Here is a 25,083-nt window from a genome sequence, read left to right on the forward strand (position 1 = left end):
GCCGCGGAACAATGGATGCCACGGCTTTCGCATTCACCGACGAAGAGGCGGCCACGCACCATGACGAACGAGGACCCACCCCACATGAGCCTCGTGCGTGCCAAATTCGAGCTTCCGCGGCAAAGCGCATCGCACAGCCCACGACCGCGCGTCACCGAACTCATCACTCGCTGTCTCGAAACTGCGCGCATTGTGGAGATCACCGCGACAGCCGGCTCGGGCAAGACGACAGCGGTCGTCGACGCCGTTTCCTGCAGCGGTCGCCGCGTGTCATGGTTGACCGTCGATGAGTCGGATGTTTCTGCCGGCCGCTTTCTCAGCTATCTCGAGGCGTCGCTGCTCGTCGTCGATCCGTCGATCGGTCGAATTGCAACCCGCGCCCTCGGCGAGGGAATCGCGCACCCCGAGGCGGCTGGGCTTCTCGCCGAAGCGGTGGGAGACAGAAATCTCGTCGTGGTCATCGACGACGTCGAGCGGATTTCGGCATCGATCTCCACGATGGAGTCGCTCAGCACCTTCGCGCGCTATCTGCCTCAGACAGCACGATGTGTCCTCATCTCCCGCAGGGAGGTCCAGACCCGGCTCGCCCGCCAGGAGCTGGCCGGCGAGGTCGCTCGTCTCGGCGAAAGTGATCTCGCACTGACAGTCGACGAGGCACAAGACCTGTTGGCGCGTCTGGATCGGGCCGACGTCGACGCGGAGAGCGCTGTCGAGTCGACGGCAGGCTGGATGACGGGTGTGCTCTTCGATTCCTGGCGGTCAGCGCGCCATGTGCATGGGACCGGCGGAGAAGTGGATCCCCTCCGCACCTACCTGTCTTCGGAGATCATGGATTCCCTCCCGGAGTTCGCGCAAGCATTCCTCATTCGCACGTCGGTTCTCGACGGGGTGACCCCGGCTCGCGCCGAGGCCCTCGGATTCGACGAGCCGTCCGCGACGCTCGCCCTGTTGCGTGAGCGACACCTGCCTGTTGCCTTTCCCGACCCACAACTGATGCGGTGCCATCCCCGCCTCCGTGAGTACCTCCTCAGTCGGCTGGAAGCTCTCGAACCCTCGACGGTGAGGTCGATACACCTCGCACACGCCGACCTTCTGATCGACGAGGGTCGCGAGGAGGAAGCTGTCGACGAGTATCTCCGAGCGGGAGACACAGCCCAGGCTGAAGACGCCGCAATCGCGGTGCTTCCGGGCGTGGTTCGGCGGCTCGATGTCGATCTGGCATCTCGTTGGCTGGCCTCGTTCCGACGGTGGCGCGTCGAATCATCCATCGTGATGACCGAAGCGGAACTGTTGGTCGCACTCGAGCGCGAACAATACGGACGTGGCGCGGTCTGTGCAGACAGGCTCCTGGAACTGGCGCAAGTCGATCGGCACCGCCGGATCGATCCGACCTTGTCCGGAGCCATGGCCTGGTGCTACTTCCTCACCGGCCGCGTCGACGACGCGCTCAACCTGCTCGACGAGGCCAGCCCGGGGCCTGAGACCGAGGTGGTCCGATTCGCGATCAGTGTCGAACTGATTGACAGCCCCGTGCACTACGCGGATCGCCCCGCCGACACGGGATCGGAAACCGACGGGATGCTCGCCCGAATCGATCTCGCCCACGGCCGCTTCGAGCGTGTTCTGAGCGCACCCGATACACGACTCGATGCCGTGCGAGGAGCTCGTCTGGGCGCTCTCGTCGGCCTCGGTCGTCTCGAGGAGGCACTCACTCACCTCGAGACAGAGGGAACGAGCCCGGGCTGGACCCACGTTCGGATGCGAGCTGAACTTCGGGCCGAGCTCGGCCGCTCGAAGGACGCCTGGGCTGAACTCATCGCCGGCCGCGACATGCTGGCTGAAGCCGACTCCACGCTCTACCGCATGTTCGCGTCACTCACGGAAGCGATGCTTGCCCTGCGGTTCAGTCGAGACACCGCTCATGCGTCAGCTGTACTGGCCGCAGTCGAGCGTGAACCGACCGCCACCCGACGCGTGCGTGTGCTCGAGCAACTCTCCCTCTGGCGAGGCTTGATAGCGCTGATCGACGGGGACGACGCAATCGCGGTCGGCCATCTCCGCGAAGCCGTGAATTTGATGACGACCTGGGATCGGCTCCTCTTGCTCCCCCACCGCCGCCGTCTATCTGGCGGAAGCCGAATGGCGCGTGCACGAAGACGACGCCTCCGATGCGGCCGCCGATCTCGCTCTCCAAGCCGCCGACCGTACCGGCTCACGGCATTCACTCATCCGCGCACTCCGTGAGTATCCGGCAGTCCTCTCTCGCAGACTGGACACAGAGCCGGACCCTGACTCCCCCTGGCACGACCTCGGGCGAGCGGTCGTCACCATGACGGACGGGCTGGGCGTCATACCGCGCGTCCACGTCACCGAATTCGGCGACCCCGGGATCGTCATCGACGGCAGACGTCACAAGCTGAAGCTCGTGAAAAGCGTGGAGATCATGGCATTCCTCGCGACACGAGGGGGCAGCGCCCCTCGCGAAGACGTGATCGCCTGCCTGTTCGACAGCAAGAACGACAAGGCCGCAAGTGCCTACTTGCGCATGGCGGTGAACAGGGTGCGAGAGTGCTTTCCCGACCAGAAGAGCCTCGACATCGGCCCCAACACAGTCGACTGGTTCCAGGGAGAGTTGGAGAGCGACTACACGAAGGCCCGAACGATACTCGTTCGGCTCCGGAACGTGCAGGGCCGCCAGCGGCTGGACCTCGCACTGAAGGCGCTCGCTGACGTTCCGGAAGGCGAGTATCTCCCGGGAACACGCTCCGAGTGGGTGTCGGACCAGCGGCGACGGTGGAACGACCTGCTGACCGACATCCGTCACGCCGCCGCAGAGGCAGCCTTTGAGATATCGGATTATGCGACAGCGTCGTCGATGATCAATGAGGTCCTCGATCGGGACCAATTCCGCGAGCGCGCCTGGCGCCTGAAGATGCGCGTCGCAGCTGCCGTCGGCGATGGTGACGGGGTGATCTCCGCATTTCGAGCGTGCAAGTCCGCCCTTGCGACCATCAAGGTGGCCCCCACCGAATCCACGCGCCAACTTCTCCAACGACTTCGCTTCTGACTCACCGCATGGCGGTGCGCGGAGTTCGGTCGAGGAGTCGTGCGGTTTGTTCCGACGGGCGGGTTTCAGTGCGCTGTGCCGAACCACCTGGCGAGCTGCGCGTCGAGGTCCCGCTGGTCCGCGCCGAGCCAGGCCACGTGACCGTCGGGGCGGAGAAGGGCGGCGGGCCCGGGCAGGTCGGGCGCGGTGTCGCTGAGGTGGTCGACGCGATCGGACCAGCCGGCCACCGGGAAGGTGCCGGTCTGATCGAGCAGCAGCCCGCGGCCCTGGTGCAGCTGGGCGTAGAGCGGGCCGTCGGAGAGAGGGATGTCGCGGAGACGCCGCCCCACCAGGTCGGGCGCCGCCGGGTCGCCGAAGTCGTAACGGATGCCGATGCCCGTGACCTTCTCGACCAGGAAACGCGACACGTCGTCGAACCCCAGCAGCTCGGTGAGGAGCCGCCGCACGGCTTGAGGACCGGGCTCTGGCGAGATGAGGAGCGACTGCACCCGGGTGGTGTTCAGCACGTCGGCGGCCACCGGGTGACGCTCGGAGTGATAGCTGTCGAGCAGCCCGTCCGGTGCCCACCCGTTCACTGCTGCGGCGAGTTTCCACCCGAGGTTGAAGGCATCCTGGATGCCGAGGTTCAGCCCTTGCCCACCCAACGGCGGATGCACGTGCGCGGCGTCGCCGGCGAGGAACACCCGCCCGGTGCGGTAGCGCTCCACGAGCCGAGTCGCATCGGTGAACCGCGAGAGGCGGCGCGGCGAGTGCACCCCGAAATCGGTACCCGCGTGGACGCGCAACTGCGTCCGGAACTCCTCCAGGGTCGGCGGCGTGGAGCGATCCTCCGACACGCTCGCTGCGGGCACGACGACCCGGTGCCATCCGTTGCCGGCCGGCCCGATGCCGAAGCCCTTGTGCGTCTTGCGCACCTCCTCCACCACGGCGGCCAGCTCGTCGGGCGGCGTCGTCACCTCGAACTCGCCGAGCAGCCACTCGGTCTGCGCCGGGTCGCCCGGAAAGCCGACGCCGAGCAGCCGACGCACGAGGCTGCGTCCGCCGTCACACCCCACCAGCCAGCGCGCCCGCAGCCGATCCCCGCCCGCCACCTCGACCGTGACGCCGTCGTCGTCCTGGTCGAAGCCGGTCAGCTCCTGCGCGCGACGGATGTCCGCCCGGAGCTCCTCGGCGTGCTCGGTCAGCAGGCGGTCGGTGACCGGCTGCGGGATGCCGAGGAGATACCCGTGCGCGCTGTCGATCGGCGCCGGCGACCCCGACGGCGGCTCGAGGCCGGCGAACCGGCGGGCGCCCTCCGGATACTGCTGCCCGTGCTCGAGGAACCGCTCCAGCAGTCCCCGCTGGTCGAGTATCTCGATGCTGCGCGGTTGCAGCCCCAGCGACCGCACGAGGTCGCTCGGTGCGGCCTCCCTCTCGAGCACCACCACGTCCACGTCGTGCAGCCGGAGCTCGGCGGCCAGCATCATGCCGGTCGGGCCTCCGCCGCTGATGATGACGTCAGGCATGCGAGATGTCGTGGGCCCGCTCGATGATCTCCAGCACCAGGAGCGAGTCACGGGGGTCGACGGGCAGGGGCCCGCCGCTCGTGAGTGCCTCCGCGAGCAGACGGTAGAACTCGGGGTAGGCGCCGGGGGCGACACTCACGGCGCTGGTCGACTCGGGTGAGCGCAGCAGGCCGTCGGGGTGTCCGTGCCCGAATTCCGGGTCGTCCACCGGCAGATCGGCCTTGAGCTGGGCTTCCTGCGGGTCGAGCCCCTCGGTCTCGAACACGGCGTGCGAGCCCACCACGCGGAAACGCGGGCGGTTCCACGGCGACACCGCGCTGAACCACAAGCGGCTGCGCACCCCGTTGTCGTGCCGCAGGGTGACGAAGCTGTCGTCGTCGGTGACGCTGCCGGGTCGCCGCCGGTCGAGTTCGGCATGCACCCCCGTGGCGACGTCGACCGGCCCGAACAACCGGATCGCCTGATCGATCAGGTGCGGCCCGAGATCGAAGAGGATGCCGCCACCCTTCCCCGGCGTCACGACCTCTTTCCACTTCGTGCCGATCTCCGGCTTCCACCACTCGAACGCCGACTCGAACTGCCGCACCTCACCGAGCGTGCCGTCGGCACCTTGCGCGATCAGCCGCTCGACGGTCAGGAAGTCCCCATCCCACCGCCGATTCTGAAACACCGTCACCCGCCGCCCCACGGCCTCCGCGTGCTCGATCACCTCACGCGCCTCGGCCGCCGACAACGCGAACGGCTTGTCCACGACGACATCCAGCCCCGCCTCCAACGCCCGATGCGCCAACGGCCCATGCGTCTCATTAGGACTCGTAATCACCACCAAATCCACCTCCGACGCCCGCGCGAACAGGGCATCCACATCCCCGACCACTATCCCGTCCCCGTACCGAGCGGCGGCGTCAGCCGCACGCTCAACATTCCCGGTGACGATCATCCGCAACTCATACCGAGGGTCGGCCGCAATCAAAGGCGCATGAAAAACCCGCCCGCCCGTCCCAAACCCAACAACAGCGGCGCGCAACACAGAACTCATCCCCCAACGTTACGCGCACCCCCCGATCGCGAAGCGGAGGGCGGCGGGTTTCGTGCTCCCGCCGCCTTTGAGCTCCGCTCAACCCTTAGGCGGGAGTGCGAAACCCGCCGCCCTCCGCGCCCCACCCGAATCAACGACCCTAGGCAGTCAACCGATAAGCCTTCATCTTCCGATACACAGTCGCCCGAGACAGCCCGAGAATCTCCGCCGCCTTGGACCGATTCCCATCAGCCTCCTGCAACGCCTTCCGAATCGCCTCCAACTCCACGCGCTCGATCATCGACAGCACCCGAGTCCCCTGCATCGCCGACGGCAGATCCCCCGGCAGCACCGCACCGCGCTTGCCCGTGATGGAAAGCTGCTCGATCACGCTCCGCAGCTCTTTGAGGTTTCCCGGCCAGCGGTAGGTGCGCAGCAGTTCGAGCGCGTCGGCCCGGAGTTCCAGCCCGGCGCCGGGAGCGATCTGCTCGGCGAACACGTGCCAGAGCGCTGAGACGTCGGCGACGCGGTCGCGCAGGGGCGGCACCCAGATCACCGACATGCCGAGCTTGGCGCCCTGCGTCTCGGCCTCTTCGCGTGTCGGCGCGGAGAGGGTGAAGAGCACGGGGCCGCGGCCGGTGGTGGTCTCCACGAGCGACTTCACGCCGTCGACGGTGTGCGCGTCGAGGGTCTCGATGCCGCGCACGATCACGGGAGCGGAGGCGTTGAGCCGCTCCGAGAGTTTCTGCAGCCACTTGCGGCTCCCGGTCACGTGGCGCTCGGCGGCATCCGTCACCAGTCCTTGCGTCACGGGCGACCCCGGTCGGAACGGCAGTCCGAGCGCGAGCGACGCCTTGCCGGTGCCCGGCTCGCCCGCGATGATCAGAGGCCGGCGCGACTCGCGGTGCCGCGCGACCTGGTGCACCACGGTGAGCCACTCCGGCGAGCGCCCCACCAGCTGCGGCCGGGCCGGACCGATGCTCATGGTCGTGTTGCGCCGTTCGCGGTCGAGCACCACGATGACACCGGCGCCCCCGTCGAGGGCGGTGACCTTGAGCTCGGCGGTGCCGGTCGACAGCTCGAGCGCGAAGCGACCCGAGCGCGGCTGCTCGGTGGTCAGCTGCTGGATGAGGTTGAGGTCGGCCATGGTGAGCCGCCCGGCCTTCTGGCTCTGCATCACGAGGCCCTGCGGCCCGAAGGCCACGACCGGGCTCGCTTGGGCGCGCGCGGTGTCGAGGAAGGTGCTGAACATCATCCGGGCCGCGGGCTGCTCGACGTCGAGGACCTGCTGCTCCAGCTGCATCGTGACCGAGTTGATCAGCGGCCGGAGCAGGCCGCTGCGCTCCGAGATGTCGCTCGAGATGGTGACCACCGCGAGCAGTTTGCCGGTGATCGGATGACGCACCGGCGATCCGGTGCACACGGCGCCGCTGTAGAAGTCGGCGAAGTGCTCGACGCCCGAGATCTGCACGCTCTTGCCGGTGGCGGCGACGGTGCCGACCCCGTTGGTGCCCACCACGTCTTCGGCGAGCACGGCGCCGCGCACCGTGCCGAGGCGGTCGAGGTGGTGCAGGGCGTTGGGGTCGTGCGACCAGCGCTGCAGGATGCGCCCCTGCGAGTCGGCGAGCAGAAGGCCGAGGCCGGTGCCGTCCAAGTCGTCTGAGACCCGGGTGAGCGGCGCCTGGAACATGTCGAGCAGGTGTGCGTCGAGCAGGTCGTCGGCGACCAGCGGGACGTCACGGATGTTGCTCGGCACGCCGAGGGCGGCTTTCGAGCGCTGCCACGAACTGAGCAGCTCGGGATTGACGGTGTGGGTGGGTGCGCCCGCGGCCAGGAAGTCGTCTTTGACCTCCTGGACACGGTCGGCATCGAAGTGGAGAGGCACGGTGAACTCCTAGGGTCTGTCCGCGGGTTCGGACGACGCCGCTTGTCTCGTCGTCGAGAACATCGGACCGGTCGGGTGCGTGCACACCGGGAGGGACTGGTGGGTGGATCGGATCGGGCAGGTGGATCGTATCGTCATCTTCATTGCTCCTCGGTCGGAGGTCAAGTCACAGCTAGATTGCGATTTGGGTGGCGCCGTCGGCGCGGGAATCGGCGTCGCTCTGGTGCAGGCGCTTCGTGTATTCAAGGATGGCCAGCTCGCCGGCCAGCTGGATGTGGTGCTCGCACGCGCGGCGGGCGGCATCCGGATCGCGGTTCTCGGCGATCTCGCGGGCGATCTGGCGCAGCTCCTCCATCGACAGCGCGACGCGGTGCTCGTCGACGAAGGCGTAGCGGCGGAACAGGCCGATGCGGGTGTGCACGCCGCGGAGGTCGTTCTCGAGCACCGGGTTGGCGGCCCCTTCGAGCAGCAGGTCGTAGAACTGCTCCTTGCTCTCCTCGCGGGTGTGCACGGTGCCGTGCAGGTAGGTGTCCTCCATCTCCACGATGAGGGCGCGCATCGCGGCCGCCTGGTCGGGGCTGGCGCGGCGGGCGAACAACTCGCCGGCGAGCCCTTCGAGAACGCGCCGCACCTCGTAGAGCGATTCGATGTCGCGCTTGGTGAGAACGGTCACGATGGGGCCGCGGTTCGGCAGCATCGTGATGAGGCTCTCGGATTCCAGCTGCCGCAGCGCCTCGCGGATCACGGTGCGCGAGACGCCGTAGCTGTCGCACATCGCGTTCTCGAGCAGCCGTTCCCCGGGAGCGAGCACGCCCTCGAGGATGTCCTCGCGGAGCAGGCGCACCACCTGCTGTCGCAGGGGTGCGGCGTGACGTTCGATCTTCGTCGATTGCATCTGGTCTTCCTCGTGCAGTCGAAGTGCCGACTGCGTCGTCGTGGCGACTGTCTCAATTCGATGCACCGGCGCATCCGGACAGTCATTGCATCGTACCGTAATACGAGATGATCGTGAGACGCTCTCGAAGACGTGAGTGAAAGGACAGACCCATGACGACTCTGACCACGGAGAGCGGAAGCGTGACGCTCCGTGACCACACCGTGCCGATCGGCCTCTACATCGACGGCGGGTGGCTGCCCGTCGAATCGACCTTCGACGTCGTCAACCCGGCCACGGGCGAGGTCGTCGCGCGGGTCGCCGACGGTGGGGCGACGGATGCGCTGGCCGCCCTCGACGCCGCCGCCGCCGCGCAGGATTCCTGGCGCTTCGTGCCGCCGCGCGACCGGGCGAACCTCTTCCACCGGGCGCACGCCATCCTGCTCGAGCGGGCCGACGCCATCGCCGAGGTGATGACGCTCGAGAGCGGCAAGCCGCTCGCCGAGGCGCGGGGCGAGTTCCAGCTCTCGGCCGACTTCTTCCTCTGGTACGCCGAGCAGGTGGCTCACCTCCACGGCACCTACGCCGAAGGGTCCCGCGGCGGCTACCGGGTGGTCACGACGCATCAGCCGGTCGGGCCGTCGCTGCTCATCACCCCGTGGAACTTCCCGCTGCTCATGATCGCCCGCAAGGCCGGAGCCGCCCTCGGTGCGGGCTGCACGGTGGTGGTGAAGTCGGCGAAGGAGACACCCCTCACCGGCGCCCTGTTCGTGGAGGTGCTGCACGACGCGGGCTTCCCGCCCGGCGTCGTGAACCTCATCCACACCACCCACTCCGCCGAGGTGTCGGCCGCCGTGATGGCCGATCCGCGCCTGCGGAAGGTCAGCTTCACCGGGTCGACGGGCGTCGGCAGCACGCTGCTCAAGCAGGCGGCCCCCGGCATCGTGAACGCCTCGATGGAGCTCGGTGGCGACGGCCCCTTCGTGGTGCTCGACGACGCCGACGTCGAGCTCGCGGCGCAACAGGCCATCGTGAACAAGTTCCGCAACGCCGGACAGGCCTGCGTCGCCGCGAACCGCATCATCGTGCACGAGGCGGTGGCGGAGGAGTTCACGCGCCGCTTCGTGGAGCTCACGAAGAAGCTGCGGGTCGACGACGGATTCTCCGACGCCGTCGACGTGGGCCCGATCATCTCGGCCAAGCAGCGCGACGGCGTGGCCTCGCTCGTGGCCGAGCTGAGCGCCATCGACTCGGAGCTGCTGACCGGCGGCTCCCCCATCGACCGCGACGGCTTCTTCTTCGAGCCCACGGTGTTCAAGGTCAACGACCGTGACAACGCGGTGTGCAACAAGGAGCTGTTCGCCCCGATCGCCACCATCTACACGGTGAGCTCGACCGCCGAGGCGATCCGGGTGGCCAACGACACCAGCTACGGCCTGGCCGCCTACGTGTTCACCCGCGACCTGTCGCGTGCCATCGCTGTGAGCGAGCGGCTCGACTCGGGCATGGTGGGCATCAACCGCGGGATCATGGCCGATCCCGCCGCGTCGTTCGGCGGCGTCAAGTCGTCCGGCCTCGGCCGCGAGGGCGGGCACGACGCCATCGACGAGTTCCTGGAGCCGAAATACCTCGCCATCACCGTCGATGAGACCGCAGGACTGGAGTAGACCATGAGCACCACCACGACGCCCGACATGGGCATACTGCGCCAACCGAAGACCGTGCTCTTCGGGCCGGGCAAGCGGCACCAGATCCCGCACATCGTGCGCCCCCTCGCCGAGCACCTGCTGGTGACGACGGATGCGCGGATGGCCACGACTCCCGAGTTCCTCGAGATCATCGAGGCCATCAAGGCGACCGGCGTCGACGTCTCGATCTACGCCGAAGCCGAACCCGATCTCCCGCGCGAAGACGTGGTGCAGGTGATCGAGCGCTTCGGGCACACCCAGGTCGACGCCATCCTCGGCATCGGCGGCGGTTCCTGCATGGACCTCGCGAAGGTCGTGTCGGTCGTGCTCGCCAACGGCGGCGACGTGCGCGACTACTACGGCGAGTTCCTCGTGCCCGGTCCCGGTGTGCCGGTCATCACGGTGCCCACCACGGGCGGCACCGGCGCCGAGGTCACCTGCATCTCGGTGGTGTTCGACACCGAGAAGGGCATGAAGGTGGGGGTGGCGAGCCCCTTCCTCGAAGCGCACACCGCCGTGATCGATCCCGAGCTCACCCTCACCTGCCCGCCCGGGCTCACCGCGGCGACCGGGGCGGATGCGCTCTCGCACCTCGTCGAGGCCTTCACCGGCCGGGTGAAGAACCCGTCGGCCGACGACCTCGACACGAAGCTCTACGCCGGCAAGAACCGCCTCACCGACGTCTTCGCGCGCAACGGACTGACCTTGCTCAACACCTCCCTCGAGGCGGTGGCGGCGAACCCGTCCGACCTGGAGGCCCGCGCCGACACGATGTTCGCCGCCTACAGCGCGGGGATGTCGATCAACACGGCCGGAACCGCCGGGGCGCACGCCATCCAAGGCTCGGTGGGTAACCTCACCCACACCCCGCACGGCTTCGGCATCAGCGCGCTGCTGCCTTACGTCATGCGGTTCAACCTGCCGGAGCGGGTGGAGGAGTTCGCCGAGATCGGGCGACTGCTCGGTGTCGCCTCGCCGTCGGATCCGCCGCTCGAACAGGCGCACGCCGGCATCCAGCGCATCGAAGGGCTGCTCGCCGCGATCGGCGCCCCGCTCGACGTGAAGTCGCTCGGCCTCTCCCCCGACGACTTCGGTTTCGTCGCCGACCAGGCGATGCTCGCCACCCGCCTCACCGCGAACAACCCGCGCGAGCTCACCAAGGAGGCCGTCGTGGCGATCCTCGAGCGCAGCTACGCCGGCGACCGCAGCTGGTGGGAGGTGTGACCGAGCAGCGCCCGCTGGTCGCGATCGCGGGCGCCGGGTCGATCGGGGTCGCGTTCGCCGTCTTGTTCGCCTCGGCCGGGCATCCGGTGCGGGTCTGGGATGCCTTTCCCGAGGCCTTCGAGCGGGCGCGGGCCGATCTCCGTTCACGTCTCGGACTGCTCGCCGAGTTCGGCTTGCTGGCGGAAGACCCGTCCGTCGTCGGCAGCCGGGTCACCTTCGAAGACGACCTCCGCGAGGCGGTCGGCGCGGCCGCACTCGTGCAGGAGTGCGCCCCGGAGCGCGTCGAGCTGAAGCGGGAGCTGTTCGCGGCGATCGCGGCCGTCGCGCCCGCCGACGCGATCCTCGCCTCGTCGAGCTCGGCCATCACGCCGAGCACCATCCTGGCCGGCCTCGATGACGACCCGGATGCCGCGCGCGCCGGCGACATCGCGGCCCGGCTCATCGTCGCGCATCCGGGTAACCCGCCCTACCTGCTCTCGGTGATCGAGCTGGTGCCCTCGCCCGCGACGGATGCGGCGGTGCTCGACCGCGCATCCGCTCTGTATGGCGGGGCCGGGCTGCGCCCCGTGCTCGTGCGCAAGGAGGTGGAGGGCTTCCTCTTCAACCGCTTGCAGGGCGCGGTGCTGCGGGAGGCCTACGCCCTCGTGCGCGACGGCGTGGCCACGGTCGACGACATCGACGAAGTGGTGCGCTCGGGCCTCGGCCGGCGCTGGAGCTTCATCGGCCCCTTCGAGACGGTCGACCTCAACACCCGCGGCGGCCTGGAGTCGCACGCGGAGAAAATGGGGCCGGCCTACGAGCGGATGGGCGCCGAGCGCGGCCAGCACGACCCCTGGACCCCCAAGCTGGTCGCGACCGCGGTGGCGCAACGTCGCGCCCTCCTCCCCCTTGACGAGTGGGACGAGCGCGTCCGCTGGCGCGACGAGCAGCTCATGCGCCTGAAGCCCCTGTGGGACGCGATCCGTCCCTGACAACTCTTTACACAGCGGTAACACAAGAGCCCTTCTCGGCCTATCGTCGAAACATCTCCGGCTGTAAGGTGTGATCACACATCACAAATCGGAGGTGTTTCATGGACTCGCAACCCATCAGAGTCTCGACGATCAACGACGAGGTCTACGAGCGACTTCGCCAGTGGATCACCACCGGCACACTCATGCCCGGTATGAAGGTCTCCACCCGCTCCATCGCCGACGCCTTCGACGTCAGCACCATGCCGGTGCGTGAAGCGCTGAAGAAGCTCGATCCGACGGACTCGTCGTCTTCGGGCGCCGCAGCGTCACCGTCACCCACCTGTCGGCCGATCAGGTCATGCAGGTGTTCCAGATCCGGCTGCGCCTGGAGCAGCTCGCCGCCGAGTGGGCGATCGAGCAGGTGAACGACGACGACATCGCCGAGCTCACCGACATCCTCGACCGGATGGACCGACCCGACATCGGCATCGACGAGTGGCGGCAGCTCAACCAGGACTTCCACCGCCGCTTCTATGACTGCGCGCGGAGCCCGCACCTGCTCGAACTGATCCGCAACGTGTGGGACAAGGTGGAGCCCTACATGGCCATCTACGCCTCCACGGTCGACGACTTCCGAGAAGCCCACCGGCAGCACCTCGAGATGCTCGACCTGATCCGCACCCGTAACCTCTCCGCTCTTCTCATGGCCACCGCCGAGCACCTCGACTACACCGCGCGCACGGTGTCCGAGGCGCTCGAGAAGGCGCGACCCGTCGCCGACTAGCGACACCGTCCCACCGCCACACCGCAGTACCGCACCACTCGAATCCACGGGGCTCCGCCGCCCGTGTTCCCGTCCGTCTCCCCTGGAGGTACTTCCGTCATGCCTACGACCACGCCCGAATCAACCCGGAACGACCTGTTCCAGAACGAGTACGAGAACGAACCCGTTCCCCTCTCGAAGCGTCGATCACTGCTCGCCGTCTCCAGCGTCTGGGCGGGTTTCCCGATGATCATCACCGGAGCCGTCACCGGCGCGACCCTCGTGCACGGCCTCGGCTTCGTGAGCGGCCTGATCGCGATGGTGATCGGCAACCTGCTGCTCCTCGGCTACGTGGGTGCGCTCAGCGCGCTCGGCGCCAAGACCGGGTTCAACTTCTCACTGCAGGCGTCGAAGACGTTCGGACGCACCGGCTACATCGTCTGCTCCGCCCTGCTGTCGACGCTCGTGCTCGGCTGGTTCGCCGTGCAGACCGGGCTCGTGGGCGCGAGCATGGAAGGGGCGTTCGGCGTCAACTCCACGGTGATCGTGATCATCGCGGGCGTGCTGTTCACGCTCTTCACACTGCTCGGCATCCGCGCCCTCTCGATCATCGGGATGATCTCGGTGCCGCTGTTCCTCGTGATCGGTGTCTTCTCCGCGGTGCAGGCCACCGCCGGCGGCGTCGACGTCTGGGCCTACCAGGGCGACTCCACGGTCTCCATCGCCCTCGGGGTCGGTGTGACGCTCGTGTTCGCCCTCTTCGCCGACTCGGGCACGATGACCGCCGACTTCACCCGCTGGGCGAAGAACAGCAAGCACGCCTGGATCGCCACCGCCACCGCCTTCCCCATCGGCAACCTGGTGGCCATGCTGATCGGCGGCGTGATCGCGGCGGCCACGGCCGGCACGGGCGACGTCTTCGGCATCATCGCCGGGCAGGGCGGCATCTTCCCCGTCGTGGCGACGATCTTCCTCTTCGTGAACCTCGGCTCGGTCTGCACCCACTGCCTCTACAACTCGGCCGTCGGCTGGTCGACCATCCTCAAAGGCCGGATGCGCACCCTCACGCTCATCCTCGGCGTCATCGGCATCATCGTGGCCGCGCTCGGAATCTGGGGCTTCTTCGTGAACTGGCTCAACCTGCTGGGCGTGATCGTGCCGCCCATCGGCGCCATCATCATCGTCGACCAGGTGCTGGTGCGGCGCCGTCAGGAGTCGTTAGTGCCGAACATCCGCTGGCAGCCGTTCGTCGCCTGGGGAATCGGATCGTTCCTCGCGCTGCTGGCGAACCTCGGCGCTCCGGGGCTCTCGACGGTCGCGGTCGGGCTCGTGGCATCCGCTCTCTCCTACTATCTGCTGACCCTGGTGACCCAGAAGGCGCCCGCCGCCGGCTTGGCCGGCACGAATGCGAGCTGACGCGATGACCACCGTGACTCCTTCCACCTCCGCGTCCACCGACTTCGCCGAATTGACGATCGCGCAGTTCCACGCGATGCTCCGCGACGGCACCCTGACGAGCCGCGCACTCACCCAGTGGTATCTCGACCGGATCGCGGCCCACAACACGGCCGGTGCCGCCGTCAATGCGGTGGTCACGGTGAACCCCGCCGCCCTCGCCGACGCGGTGGCGCTCGACGACTCCTTCGCCGCCATGGGAGAGTTCGTCGGCCCGCTGCATGGCGTGCCCGTGCTGGTGAAGGACCAGGCCGAGACCGCGGGGCTCCGCACGACCTTCGGGTCGAAGCTCTTCGCCGACTACGTGCCCGACACGGATGCCACGCTGATCCGTCGTCTGCGCGAGGCCGGCGCCGTCATCCTCGCCAAGACCACCATGTGCGACTTCGCGGCCGGGTGGTTCTCGTCGTCGTCGCTCACCGGCCACACCCGCAACGTCTACGACTCCGCCCGCGACTCGGGCGGATCGAGCGCCGGCTCGGGTGCGGGGCTCTCGGCGAACTTCGGGCTCGTCGCGGTGGGTGAGGACACCGGCGGCTCCATCCGTATCCCCGCCTCGTTCAACAACGTCTACGGCTTCCGCGTGACCACGGGACTGATCAGCCGCGCCGGGTTCTCACCGCTCGTGCACTTCCAGGACACCCCGGGGCCGATGGCGCGTACAGCCGTCGACCTCGCGCGCCTGCTCGACGCTCTGGTGGGCTACGACCCCGCCGATCCGTTCACCGTGGTGGCCGCGACCTCGACCGGAGTGGGCGGATATTCGGACGCGCTCGAGGCAGGGGCCACGGCGGCCGATCAGCCTTCCTGGCGGGTAGGCGTACTCGAGACGGGCTTCGGGCCCGACTCCGATCCCCGGATGGCGCCCGTGAACGAGGTGGTGCGGGCGGCGATCGCCCGGATGCGCGAGCTCGGCGTGGGCGTCGTGCCCGGGCTCGAGATCGAGCGGCTGGGCGAGTGGATCGCCGACACCTCGGTGTACCTCCGGCAGTCGAAGTCCGACATCACCCGGTTCCTCAGCGGGCGCGACGCCCCCGTCGGCTCCTTCGACGAACTCTATGCGACCGGCGTCTTCCACCCGCTGAACGACCTGATCGACGGCATCGCGACCGGTCCCGACACGGTGTCCGGCGACGCCGAGTATCAGCGCTTGCGGCTCAACCAGGAGGAGTTCCGGCGCCTCGTGCTCGGGCTGTTCGCCGACGCCGGCGTCGACTTCCTGGTGTACCCGAGCGTGCAGGTGGTCGCACCGACGCACGCGGAGCTCGAGGCCGGCACCTATACGGCGCTGACCTTCCCCACCAACACGGTCATCGGGTCGCAGGCCGGTCTGCCGGCGCTCAGCATCCCGGTGGGCTTCACGACTGACGGGCTGGCCGTGGGGATGGAACTGCTCGGCACCCCGTTCGCCGAGCGGTCGATGCTGCAATTCGCCGCCGCCTGGGAAGAGGCGGCGCCGTTCAGGAAGGAGCCCTTCCTTGAGTCACCTCGATGAGCCGCTACGGGGCGGCACCGGCCTCGACGGGTCCGGTGCCGGCATCCGTGCTGCACGGCGGGTCATCGACCTCAACGCCGACCTCGGCGAGAGCTTCGGCCCGTACCGCTACGGCAACGACGAGGAGTTGATGCCGCTGATCACTTCGGCGAACGTGGCCTGCGGGTTCCACGCCGGCGATCCGCACACGATGCGGCTGACGGTCGACCTCGCTCACCGCCACGGGGTGCGGATCGGCGCGCACATGGGCCTTCCGGATCGGCTCGGCTTCGGCCGGCGCACCATGGAGATCACGGGACAGGAGGCCTACGACTACTCGCTCTTCCAGATCGCGGCGCTCGGCGGCTTCCTGCGGCGTGACGGCATCCGCATGCATCACGTGAAGCCGCACGGAGCGCTCTACATGATGGCCTCGGCGGACGCCGAGCTCGCCGACGGGATCGCCCGCGCGGTGGCCGACTACGACATGGGCCTCTTGCTGTACGCGCTGCCCGGTTCCGAGCTGGCGCTGGCCGGGGCGCGTCGGGGCCTCCAGGTGGTGGAAGAGTTCTTCGCCGACCGGCCCTACGTCGGCCGCGACGTGGTGATGTTCGGCTGGAGCTACGAGCAGATCGGCTCGCCGCAGAGCGCGGTCGAGCGGATGCGCGCGATGCTGCACGACCCGTCCTTCTCCTCGGTCGGCACCGTCTGCGTGCACAGCGACACCGTCGACGCGCCCGCCATCATGGCGGCCCTCCGCACCTCTCTGGAGAACGATCCGGGCATCGCTCTCAACGACGGGTCGTGAGCGCCAGGTCGGCGCCGATGCGCTCGGCGGTCGCCAGGAGGGGCGGCACGAACTCGTCCTGCAGGCGATCCAGCGAGGAGGTGCCCGTGGTGGTGGAGACGTTGATGGCCGCCACGACGGTTCCGCCGCGGCGCACCGGGGCGGCGACCGAGCGCAGGCCCACCTCGAGCTCCTGGTCGACGATCGTCCAGCCGCGCTCGCGCACCGCGTCGAGTTCGGCCCGCAGCCCCGCCGGATCGGTCAGCGTCGACGGCGTGAAAGCGGCCGGGTGCAGCGTGGCGAGGTAGGCATCCAGGTCGGCCGGCGCCAGGCCCGCGAGCAACACCCGCCCCATCGAGGTGGCGTAGGCGGGGAAGCGCGTGCCGATCGTGATGCCCACGGTCATGATGCGCCGCGTGGGCACGCGAGCGACGTAGACGATGTCGCCGCCGTCGAGAACGGATGCCGAGGTCGACTCCCCGAGCTCGCGCGACAGCTGCTCGAGATGCGGTTGAGCGACCTCCGGCAGGCTGAGCCCCGAGAGATAGCTGAAGCCGAGTTCGAGCACCTTCGGGGTGAGCGCGAATAGTTTGCCGTCGGTGCGCACGTAGCCGAGCTCCACCAGGGTGAGGAGGAACCGGCGCGCCGTGGCCCGGGTGAGGTCGGTGACCCGCGCGATGTCGCTGAGGGTCACCTCCGGGCGATCGGCCGTGAACGCCTTGATCACGTCGAGGCCTCGGGCGAGCGACTGCACGAACTGACTGCTCGGCTCGGGGTGCTCGCTCGTGGGATCGGCCATCGTCACATGCTATCGGCGGGTCGGGTGACGCATCCGCTCGCTCGCGCGGCGCATCCGGTCACCGCTCCAGCACGACCGCGAGGCCCTGGCCCACGCCGATGCAGATCGCCGCGACGCCCACACCGCCGCCGCGCCGCGCGAGTTCGTGCGCGACGTGGCCGATGATGCGACCACCGGAGGCACCGAGCGGGTGCCCCATGGCGATCGCCCCGCCGTGGATGTTCACCTTCTCCGGGTCGAGCTCGGTCCACAGCCGCAGGCAGGCGAGGCTCTGCGCGGCGAAGGCCTCGTTGAGTTCCACGACGTCGACGTCGGCCCAGGTCTTGCCGGCGCGCGCCAGGGCGCGATTGGCGGCCTCGACGGGCGCGATGCCGAACACGTCGGGGTCGATGCCCGACACCCCGCGGCCGGCGATGCGGGCGAGCGGCTCGGCGCCCGGCACCGCGTTCTCCCCGCCGACCAGCACCATCGAGGAGCCGTCGTTGAGGGGCGAGGAGTTGCCCGCGGTGACGGTGCCGTCCTTCCGGAACGCGGGGTTCAAGCCGGAGAGCGAGTCGACCGACGAACCGGGGCGGATGCCCTCGTCACGGTCGAGGTCGACACCCGGAACCGGCACGATCTCGTTCGCGTAGACACCCGAGTCCCAGGCCGCGGCGGCGAGGTTGTGCGAGCGGGCGGCGAAGGCATCCTGCTCCTCCCGCGAGATGGCGAAGCGGTCGGCGAGGATCTCGGCCGACTCGCCGTTCGAGATCGCCCACTCCGCCGGCATGGCCGGGTTGACGAAACGCCAGCCGAGCGTGGTGGAGTACATGGTCTGGTTGCCCGCGGGATAGCCACGATCGGGCTTCGCGATGACCCACGGCGCGCGGCTCATCGACTCGACGCCGCCCGCCACCATCACGTCGGCGTCGCCGGCTTCGATCGCGCGGCTGGCCTGGATCACGGCCTCGACGCTCGATCCGCAGAGCCGGTTCACGGTGGCGCCGGGCACGGATGTCGCCAGCCCGGCGAGAAGGACGGCCATCCGCGCGACGTCGCGGTTGTCCTCGCCCGCCTGGTTCGCGGCACCGAGGATCACGTCGTCGATCGCCGCCGGATCGAGCCCGGGCGTGCGGTCGAGCAACGCCCGGAGGGTCGAGGCGGCCAGGTCGTCGGGCCGCACCCCCGCGAGGGCCTTGCCGATGCGCCCGAAGGGGGTGCGCACGGCGTCGTAGACGAAACTGCCGGTCATGCTGGGGTCCTCTCGGAACGGGTGGAACTGGTGTGGTCGAGCAGGTCGAGACCGGTGATGGCCCGGAGCTCGTCGACCGTCGTGTCGCCGAAGACGTCGGTGACGGCGAGGCCGTCGGGCGTGACGTCGAACACGGCGAGGTCGGTGTAGATGCGGCTCACGCAGCGCACGCCGGTGACCGGATACGTGCACTCGGCCACGATCTTCGAGGTGCCGTCGCGGGTCACCAGGTCGGTCATCACGTAGACGTCTTTCGCGCCGATCGCGAGGTCCATGGCCCCGCCCACCGCGGGGATCGCATCCGGAGCACCCGTGTGCCAGTTGGCCAGGTCTCCGCGCTCGGAGACCTGGAAGGCCCCCAGCACGCACACGTCGAGGTGTCCTCCGCGCATCATGCCGAAGGAGTCGGCGTGGTGGAAGTAGGCGGCACCGGGCAACTCGGTGACCGGCTGCTTGCCCGCGTTGATCAGGTCGGGGTCGACGCGGCCCGGCTCCGGCTTCCGGCCCATGCCGAGCATCCCGTTCTCGGTGTGCAGGATGATCTCGAGGTCGTCGGGCAGGTAGTCCGCGATGAGAGTCGGCGCGCCGATGCCGAGGTTGACGTATGCACCCTCGGGGATGTCGCGCGCGATACGGGCGGCGAGCGCCTGACGGTCGATGCCGCTCATGCCACCTTCTCCGTCCCGATGAATTCGCCGTCGTGCAGCCAGGGCCGTTCCCCGACCGCGACCACCCGGTTCACGAAGATCCCGGGCGTGACGACGGCCTCGGGATCGAGGGCGCCGAGCTCCACCACCTCGTCGACCTGCACGATCGTGGTGGTGGCCGCCGCTGCCATCAGTGGTCCGAAGTTGCGCGCCGTCTTGCGGTAGACCAGGTTGCCCCAGCGGTCGGCCTTGAAGGCGCTGACCAGGGCGTAGTCGGCGCGGAGCGGGTACTCGAGCAGGTAGTCGCGGCCGTCGATGGTGCGCGTCTCCTTGCCCTCGGCCACCAGGGTGCCGACACCGGTGGGCGTGTAGAAGGCGCCGATGCCGGAGCCGGCGGCACGGATGCGCTCGGCCAGGTTGCCCTGAGGCACCAGTTCCAGCTCGATCTCGCCGGCGCGGTACTTCGCGTCGAAGACGTAGGAGTCGACCTGGCGCGGGAAGGAGCAGACCACCTTCCGCACGCGGCCGGCGGCGATGAGCGCCGCGATGCCGGTGTCGCCGTTACCCGCGTTGTTGTTGACGACGGTCAATCCGGTCGCCCCCTGTTCGATCAGGGCGTCGATCAGCTCGACGGGCTGCCCCGCTCGGCCGAAGCCGCCGATCATGACGGTCGAGCCGTCTGCGATGTCGGCCACCGCATCCTGGATGCCCGGACTCACCTTCGAGATCATCTCGCCTCCTTGTTCGCGATACGAACGCTTGTGCGCACACCGATACTACCAAGCGGGCGCGACGAAGTAAACACGGTCAGATCCGTCACAAAGGGCCCCAAAGCCGAAGTCTTGGGGCCCTTTGTGACGGATCCGCGGGCGCGGGAAGTGATGGAGCGGGGGTCAGCCCCACGTGCCGGGGGGCGAGGCGTACTCGGGCACGGGGGTGTAGGCCCAGTGGGAGCCGTTCGCGTAGTGGCTGCTGGCCCAGGGCGAGGCCCAGATCGCGGCCTCGATCTGGGCGGTGGGAGCGGATGACGCGAAGCCCGCCACGATCGCCGAGTAGCCCGAGTTGCCGTGGAGCGCGTTGCCCACGTTCTCCGCAGCGGTGACGAGGTTGTCGTAGCTGCCCAGTCCGCTGCCACCGCCCGATCCCCAGCCGTTGTTGAGCGGGTTGTTGCGCAGCCACCAGTCGTCGGGGCCGTTCTCCTGGCGCATCCACCGCATCATCACGGTGACGTTCGACTCGCTCACCGGGAAGCCGGCCAGGTAGAGCACGAGCTCGGCCCAGTCGCGGTTGGTGCTGCCGGAGGTGTAGGTCTCGAGACCCGGGGCGGCCGCGAAGCCGTCCCGCGAGATGGCGGCGGCGACGGCGCTCTCGGGCACGGCGACGGTCTGGTCGGGCTGCGCGTATCCGGCCGTCTGGCGTGCGGCGGCCTGAGCCTCCACCTGCGCGTCCTCGGTGGGCGGGGGCGGCGCGAGAGCCGTGAGGGCGGCGAGCGCGAACACGGCGGCGCCGGCGCACAGGGTGACGAAGACACCCCGGGGGCGCGGTCCACGGCCGGGTCGGTTCGCGTTTCGGAGGAAGAGTGTCATCGGGGCTGCTCCGCGGGGGCCGCACCGAGCGGCCGCGCCGAGGTGCCCCACCCTACCAGCCGGGCCGCGAACCCGCCTGGGCGCATCCGATCGCGCACCGACCGCCCCCCGAACGTGGCACATCGCTCTTGTGCTGGAGAGCTCGTCCGTGATTTATTAACGTCGTCAAGTAATTACGGCGACGTTGCCGGAAATGGGGAACTGATGCACGAACGCAAGAAACTCCTGCGCACGACGATCGCGGCGGTCACCGCGGGAGTCGTGGCGATCTCGATCGGGCTGGCCGGCGCGGGGACCGCCGCGGCGACCGAGGAGACACCGCCGCCCGAATCGCCCGCAACGCCAGCGGCGAGCGACGCTCCGGAGGCCCCCGCGGCCACGGACGCCCCCGCGGAGCTCGCCACCAAGCCCTACCTCGGCTGGAGCAGCTACAGCATGCAGGTCTACTCCGGCGACAGCCACTGGATCACCGCCGACCAGATCATCGCCCAATCCGATGCGATGCACGAGAAGCTGCAGCCCTTCGGCTACGACCACATCAACGTCGATTCCGGCTGGAACGGCAGCGTCGACGGCAACGGCCTCCCGGTGCCGAGCACCGAGCTCTACCCCGACGGACTGCAGACCGTCATCGACCACGTGCACGCCAACGGCCAGAAGTTCGGCCTCTACTTCATCCCCGGCATCTCTCCGGATGTCTACGAGCAGGCGCTGCCCATCGCCGGCGCTCCGGAGTGCACCACGCACGACATCGTGAAGCAGCCCATCCAGCAGGCCGACTACTGGAACATCGGCTACCGCCTCGACTTCTCGAACCCGTGCTCGCAGAAGTACATCGACTCGATCGCGAACCTGCTCGACTCCTGGGGCGTCGACTTCGTGAAGTTCGACAGCGTCACGCCGGGCTCGGGCGTCAGCGACCTCTCGCTCGACGCGCGGGACGACGTCGCCGCCTGGTCGCAGGCCCTCCACTCGCGCGGCATCTGGTTCGAGCTCTCCTGGGCGCTCGACATCAATTACGCCGACTACTGGAAGGAGAAGGCCGACGGCTGGCGGGTGGACTGGGACGTCGAGTGCTACTGCGCCCACGAAGCCCTCACCACCTGGGACAACATCGCCCGCCTGTTCCCGCGCATGGCCGACTGGTGGCGCCACGGCGGCCCCGGCGGCTGGAACGACCTCGACTCGCTCGACGTGGGCAACGGATCGATGGACGGCCTGACCCGCGACGAGCGCCGCACCGCCACCACCCTCTGGGCCATCTCGGCCGCCCCGATGTACCTCGGCAACGACCTCACCCAGCTCGACCAGTTCGGCCTCGACCTCGTGACGAACAAGGAGGTGCTCGCCGTCGACCAGGCCGGCACGCCCGCACAGCCGGTGTCGATCGCCACGAAGCAGCAGGTCTGGTACGCCCTGAACGCCGACGGCACCTACACGGTGGCGCTGTTCAACCTCGGCCGCACCGAGGCCGACGTCACGGCGAACTGGGCCGATCTCGGGCTCGCCGGCGGCGCATCCGTGCGCGACCTCTGGGCCGGCAAGAACCTCGGCTCGGCCGACACCGGATTCACCGCCGAGGACGTGCCGATCCACGGCGTGCGCCTGCTGAAGGTGACCCCCGAGAAGAAGGCCACGCTCACGGTGAACGACGACTCCCTGCGCGTCTCCTACGACGGCGACTGGGCGCGCAACGGCAACAACGAGGTGGCGGCCACCAGCCAGCCCCTCACGGTGTCGGTGTTCGACTCCTCGACCGGCGACACCCCTCCCACCGCTCCGGCCGACGGACGCACGGTGGCCGTGAACGACAACGATCCGGGCATCGTCTACACGGGCTCCTGGGGTCAGAGCGGCACCCGCGGACTCGGTGACTTCACCGACGACGTGCACTACGTCGAGGCGAACGGGTCGTCGTTCCAGTACACCTTCCAGGGCACCGGCATCGACTACGTCACCGAGACCCACGAGTCGCAGGGCGATGTCGACGTCTACCTCGACGGCGTGTTCCAGCAGACCGTGAGCACGCATCTCGACCCTGGCGCGGGGCGGGGCGTTCAGGTGGCGGTCTGGAGCGCATCCGGCCTGCCGAACGGCAGCCACACCCTGCAGGTCGTGAAGAAGTCGGGCGCGTTCATGCTGCTCGACAAGCTCGACGTCACCCTCGAGAGCCTGCTCGGAACGAGTTCGGCGGTGGTCGACACGGCAGCGCCCACGGATATCGCGGTGGAGGTGCTGCGCGACCCCAGCGAGTTGGTGGGCCTCAGCCACGACGGCACGGCACTCACGGCCGGCACCGACTACGACGTCTCGGGCTCGACCGTCACCATCCGGGCCGGCTACCTGGCGGGACTGGCGGTGGGCGACACGGCGATCGACTTCGCGTTCCGTGGCGACCTCCACGACGACGTCGACGCCACGACGGTCGACGGCGATTCGGTCTCGTTCGCCTTCCACGGCACCGGGGTCTCCTGGATCGGTCCGACCGGCCCCGACCAGGGCACCGTCGAGGTGCGCATCGACGGCGCGACGGTCGCCACCGTCGACACGCACAGCGACGCCCGCCTCACTGCACAGCCCTTGTTCACCTCGGCCGCCCTGAAAGACGGCGACCACACGATCACCGTGGTGAAGACATCCGGCACCGTGCTGCGGCACGACGCCTTCGCCTACACGGTGAAGAAGGTGAAGTAAGAAGAACACCGCGCTGCCGTCGTCGGCCAGACCTTGAGGCGGGCCGGCGACGGTGGCATCATCGGGGCCAGTGCGCGGGCGCGTGCGTGGGGCCGACGGAAGGTGGTGCGGCATGACTGCGAGCGAGCAGTTCCGGGTGCAGGAAGAAAGCGACGCCTATTGGCGGGTGGTGTTCGAGAACCCTCCGGTGAACCTGATCGACCCCGACACGGTCGAGCAGCTGGCCGACCTCGTCACCCGCATCGAAAGCGCGCCGGAACTCACCGTCGTGGTGTTCGAGAGCGCGAACCCCGACTACTTCATGGCCCACTGGGACTTCCTCTCCGACCGCGAGCGGGTCGCGGGGATGGCCATCGGGCCGACGGGGCTGCCGGCCTACGTCGACAACTTCATCCGACTGAGCCGGGTGCCCCCGCTGACCATCTCGTCGATCCACGGCCGCGTGCGCGCGGCGGGCAGCGAGTTCGTGCTGGCCACCGACATCCGTTTCGTCGGCGACCGGGCCGTGCTCGGCCAGTTCGAGGTGGGCGTCGGCTCGGTGCCCGGCGGTGGCGCGATGGCACGGCTCGCTCGACTGGTGGGCCGCGGCCGGGCGCTCGAGATCCTGCTCGGCGCCGATGACGTGCCGGCGGCGCGCGCCGCCGAATACGGCTACGTCAACCGCGTGGTGCCCGACGCCGAACTCGACGCCTTCGTCGACGGGTTCGCGCGTCGGGTGGCCGGTTTCGACCGGACCGCCGTGCGCACCACGAAGCACCTGGTGGATGCGGGCTCACTGCCCCACTCGAACGACGAGTTCGCGGCGGGCATGAAGGCCTTCTTCCAGACATCCGGCCGCCCGGAGAACGCCGACCGCGTGAAGCGCCTGTTCTCGCTCGGCCTGCAACAGCCCGACGGCGTCGAACGCGACCTCGGCCGGCGCCTCACGGAATGAGGTGGGGCGGATGTCCAGGTTGATCGACAGATGTCGCGTTAGACTCCGGAAAGGATGCCGCACACCCTCCTCCGCCACGCCGATGCCGACACGGTTCAGGACTACGTCCTGACCCGCTCGATCATGCGCTTCTCCCGGGGCGCCCCGCCCGAGGAATGGAAGTTCGAGCACACCGAAGTGCGCCGGGCGTCCGGCCCGCAATGGACGGAGGCGAACGCGTTCCTCTTCGACTACACGTTGGCCCGCATCGTGATCGCCGCCGATCGGCAGCCCACCCACCGTCGACCCGACGAGGCGACCTTCGTGCAGCACTTCCTCGACGCCATCCGCGCCTCGGCCGCGGAATCGGCCCGACGGCTCTGGGCCGCGCAGCAGGCGGAGCGGATGACGGCCCCCGACGCCACGACGGTGGCGCTGGTCAGCCTCCTGCTCACCCCGCCCGGCAACGACCACCGTGCCGCGCTGATCCACCGCCTTCCGCCGCCGTATCGCGCGTAGG

At 69.0% G+C, this 25,083-nt stretch carries 22 protein-coding genes; 13 read left to right on the forward strand and 9 right to left on the reverse strand.

All coding sequences use genetic code 11. From position 1 onward, the window contains the following. Positions 1–60: 60 nt before the first annotated feature. Together ACFJGU_RS00950 and ACFJGU_RS00955 are read left to right on the forward strand one after the other, a co-directional pair. Positions 61–2,244 carry a hypothetical protein gene (locus ACFJGU_RS00950; RefSeq protein WP_382306845.1) on the forward strand — a complete coding sequence of 728 codons (2,184 nt, stop codon included), beginning with the start codon at positions 61–63 and terminating at the stop codon, positions 2,242–2,244. After that, a complete protein-coding gene (locus ACFJGU_RS00955) occupies positions 2,147–3,067 on the forward strand; it encodes a BTAD domain-containing putative transcriptional regulator (protein ID WP_382306847.1) in 921 nt (306 codons plus the stop codon). The genes ACFJGU_RS00950 and ACFJGU_RS00955 overlap by 98 nt, the downstream gene beginning before the upstream one ends. Before the next feature lie 65 nt (positions 3,068–3,132). On the opposite strand, the gene rox is transcribed toward ACFJGU_RS00955, so the two are convergent. The 4 genes from rox to ACFJGU_RS00975 all read right to left on the reverse strand — a co-directional run bounded on the left by rox (position 3,133) and on the right by ACFJGU_RS00975 (position 8,370). Then, entirely contained in the window at positions 3,133–4,572 is a 1,440-nt protein-coding gene (gene rox, locus ACFJGU_RS00960; RefSeq protein WP_382306848.1) for a rifampin monooxygenase, read from the reverse strand. Next, the gene (locus ACFJGU_RS00965; RefSeq protein WP_382306850.1) at positions 4,565–5,611 is read right to left on the reverse strand and encodes a Gfo/Idh/MocA family oxidoreductase; all 1,047 of its coding nucleotides are present in this window, start codon (positions 5,609–5,611) and stop codon (positions 4,565–4,567) included. The genes rox and ACFJGU_RS00965 overlap by 8 nt, the downstream gene beginning before the upstream one ends. Positions 5,612–5,750: 139 nt before the next feature. Then, a complete protein-coding gene (locus tag ACFJGU_RS00970; protein ID WP_382306852.1) occupies positions 5,751–7,475 on the reverse strand; it encodes a sigma-54-dependent Fis family transcriptional regulator in 1,725 nt (574 codons plus the stop codon). Between the two features lie 172 nt (positions 7,476–7,647). Next, a complete protein-coding gene (locus tag ACFJGU_RS00975; RefSeq protein ID WP_382306854.1) occupies positions 7,648–8,370 on the reverse strand; it encodes a GntR family transcriptional regulator in 723 nt (240 codons plus the stop codon). 152 nt (positions 8,371–8,522) lie between these two features. On the opposite strand from ACFJGU_RS00975, the gene ACFJGU_RS00980 reads away from it, so the two are divergent. The 8 genes from ACFJGU_RS00980 to ACFJGU_RS01015 all read left to right on the forward strand — a co-directional run bounded on the left by ACFJGU_RS00980 (position 8,523) and on the right by ACFJGU_RS01015 (position 16,714). Next, on the forward strand, positions 8,523–10,016 hold the full coding sequence (locus ACFJGU_RS00980; protein WP_382306855.1) for an NAD-dependent succinate-semialdehyde dehydrogenase: 1,494 nt from the start codon (positions 8,523–8,525) through the stop codon (positions 10,014–10,016). Between the two features lie 3 nt (positions 10,017–10,019). Continuing rightward, entirely contained in the window at positions 10,020–11,261 is a 1,242-nt protein-coding gene (locus ACFJGU_RS00985; protein ID WP_382306856.1) for an iron-containing alcohol dehydrogenase, read from the forward strand. Continuing rightward, positions 11,258–12,232: a 3-hydroxyacyl-CoA dehydrogenase gene (locus ACFJGU_RS00990; RefSeq protein ID WP_382306858.1), complete on the forward strand. Its 975-nt coding sequence runs from the start codon at positions 11,258–11,260 to the stop codon at positions 12,230–12,232. The genes ACFJGU_RS00985 and ACFJGU_RS00990 overlap by 4 nt, the downstream gene beginning before the upstream one ends. Positions 12,233–12,426: 194 nt before the next feature. Then, positions 12,427–12,639 (forward strand): hypothetical protein, encoded by a 213-nt coding sequence (locus tag ACFJGU_RS00995; RefSeq protein WP_382310474.1) that lies wholly within the window; start codon positions 12,427–12,429, stop codon positions 12,637–12,639. After that, positions 12,573–12,998 (forward strand): GntR family transcriptional regulator, encoded by a 426-nt coding sequence (locus ACFJGU_RS01000; RefSeq protein ID WP_382306860.1) that lies wholly within the window; start codon positions 12,573–12,575, stop codon positions 12,996–12,998. Before ACFJGU_RS00995 ends, ACFJGU_RS01000 begins: the two co-directional genes overlap by 67 nt. A 99-nt stretch (positions 12,999–13,097) precedes the next feature. Continuing rightward, positions 13,098–14,393: a cytosine permease gene (locus tag ACFJGU_RS01005; RefSeq protein WP_382306861.1), complete on the forward strand. Its 1,296-nt coding sequence runs from the start codon at positions 13,098–13,100 to the stop codon at positions 14,391–14,393. Positions 14,394–14,397: 4 nt separating this feature from the next. After that, the gene (locus tag ACFJGU_RS01010) at positions 14,398–15,927 is read left to right on the forward strand and encodes an amidase (protein WP_382306862.1); all 1,530 of its coding nucleotides are present in this window, start codon (positions 14,398–14,400) and stop codon (positions 15,925–15,927) included. Next, positions 15,911–16,714, forward strand: coding sequence for a 5-oxoprolinase subunit PxpA (locus ACFJGU_RS01015; protein ID WP_382306864.1), 804 nt, complete (start codon positions 15,911–15,913; stop codon positions 16,712–16,714). Before ACFJGU_RS01010 ends, ACFJGU_RS01015 begins: the two co-directional genes overlap by 17 nt. On the opposite strand, the gene ACFJGU_RS01020 is transcribed toward ACFJGU_RS01015, so the two are convergent. The 5 genes from ACFJGU_RS01020 to ACFJGU_RS01040 form a co-directional block, all read right to left on the reverse strand. Next, entirely contained in the window at positions 16,698–17,492 is a 795-nt protein-coding gene (locus tag ACFJGU_RS01020; protein WP_382306866.1) for an IclR family transcriptional regulator C-terminal domain-containing protein, read from the reverse strand. The two genes, ACFJGU_RS01015 and ACFJGU_RS01020, sit on opposite strands and share 17 nt — an antisense overlap. A gap of 58 nt (positions 17,493–17,550) precedes the next feature. Then, the gene (locus ACFJGU_RS01025) at positions 17,551–18,723 is read right to left on the reverse strand and encodes a thiolase family protein (protein WP_382306868.1); all 1,173 of its coding nucleotides are present in this window, start codon (positions 18,721–18,723) and stop codon (positions 17,551–17,553) included. Next, positions 18,720–19,391, reverse strand: coding sequence for a 3-oxoacid CoA-transferase subunit B (locus ACFJGU_RS01030; RefSeq protein ID WP_382306870.1), 672 nt, complete (start codon positions 19,389–19,391; stop codon positions 18,720–18,722). Before ACFJGU_RS01030 ends, ACFJGU_RS01025 begins: the two co-directional genes overlap by 4 nt. Continuing rightward, positions 19,388–20,101 carry a 3-oxoacid CoA-transferase subunit A gene (locus tag ACFJGU_RS01035; protein ID WP_382306872.1) on the reverse strand — a complete coding sequence of 238 codons (714 nt, stop codon included), beginning with the start codon at positions 20,099–20,101 and terminating at the stop codon, positions 19,388–19,390. Before ACFJGU_RS01035 ends, ACFJGU_RS01030 begins: the two co-directional genes overlap by 4 nt. A gap of 162 nt (positions 20,102–20,263) precedes the next feature. Next, the gene (locus tag ACFJGU_RS01040; RefSeq protein WP_382306874.1) at positions 20,264–20,956 is read right to left on the reverse strand and encodes a hypothetical protein; all 693 of its coding nucleotides are present in this window, start codon (positions 20,954–20,956) and stop codon (positions 20,264–20,266) included. Positions 20,957–21,160: 204 nt separating this feature from the next. Between ACFJGU_RS01040 and ACFJGU_RS01045 the strand changes: the two genes are divergently transcribed. From ACFJGU_RS01045 to ACFJGU_RS01055, 3 genes are all read left to right on the forward strand, one after another. Further along, positions 21,161–23,650 carry a X2-like carbohydrate binding domain-containing protein gene (locus ACFJGU_RS01045; RefSeq protein WP_382306876.1) on the forward strand — a complete coding sequence of 830 codons (2,490 nt, stop codon included), beginning with the start codon at positions 21,161–21,163 and terminating at the stop codon, positions 23,648–23,650. A gap of 112 nt (positions 23,651–23,762) precedes the next feature. Further along, on the forward strand, positions 23,763–24,584 hold the full coding sequence (locus tag ACFJGU_RS01050; protein WP_382306877.1) for an enoyl-CoA hydratase/isomerase family protein: 822 nt from the start codon (positions 23,763–23,765) through the stop codon (positions 24,582–24,584). A 54-nt stretch (positions 24,585–24,638) separates the two neighbouring features. Continuing rightward, positions 24,639–25,082 (forward strand): hypothetical protein, encoded by a 444-nt coding sequence (locus ACFJGU_RS01055; protein WP_382306879.1) that lies wholly within the window; start codon positions 24,639–24,641, stop codon positions 25,080–25,082. Position 25,083 lies beyond the last annotated feature (1 nt).

The organism is Herbiconiux sp. UC225_62, assembly GCF_042694625.1.
Classification (GTDB): Bacteria; Actinomycetota; Actinomycetes; order Actinomycetales; family Microbacteriaceae; genus Herbiconiux.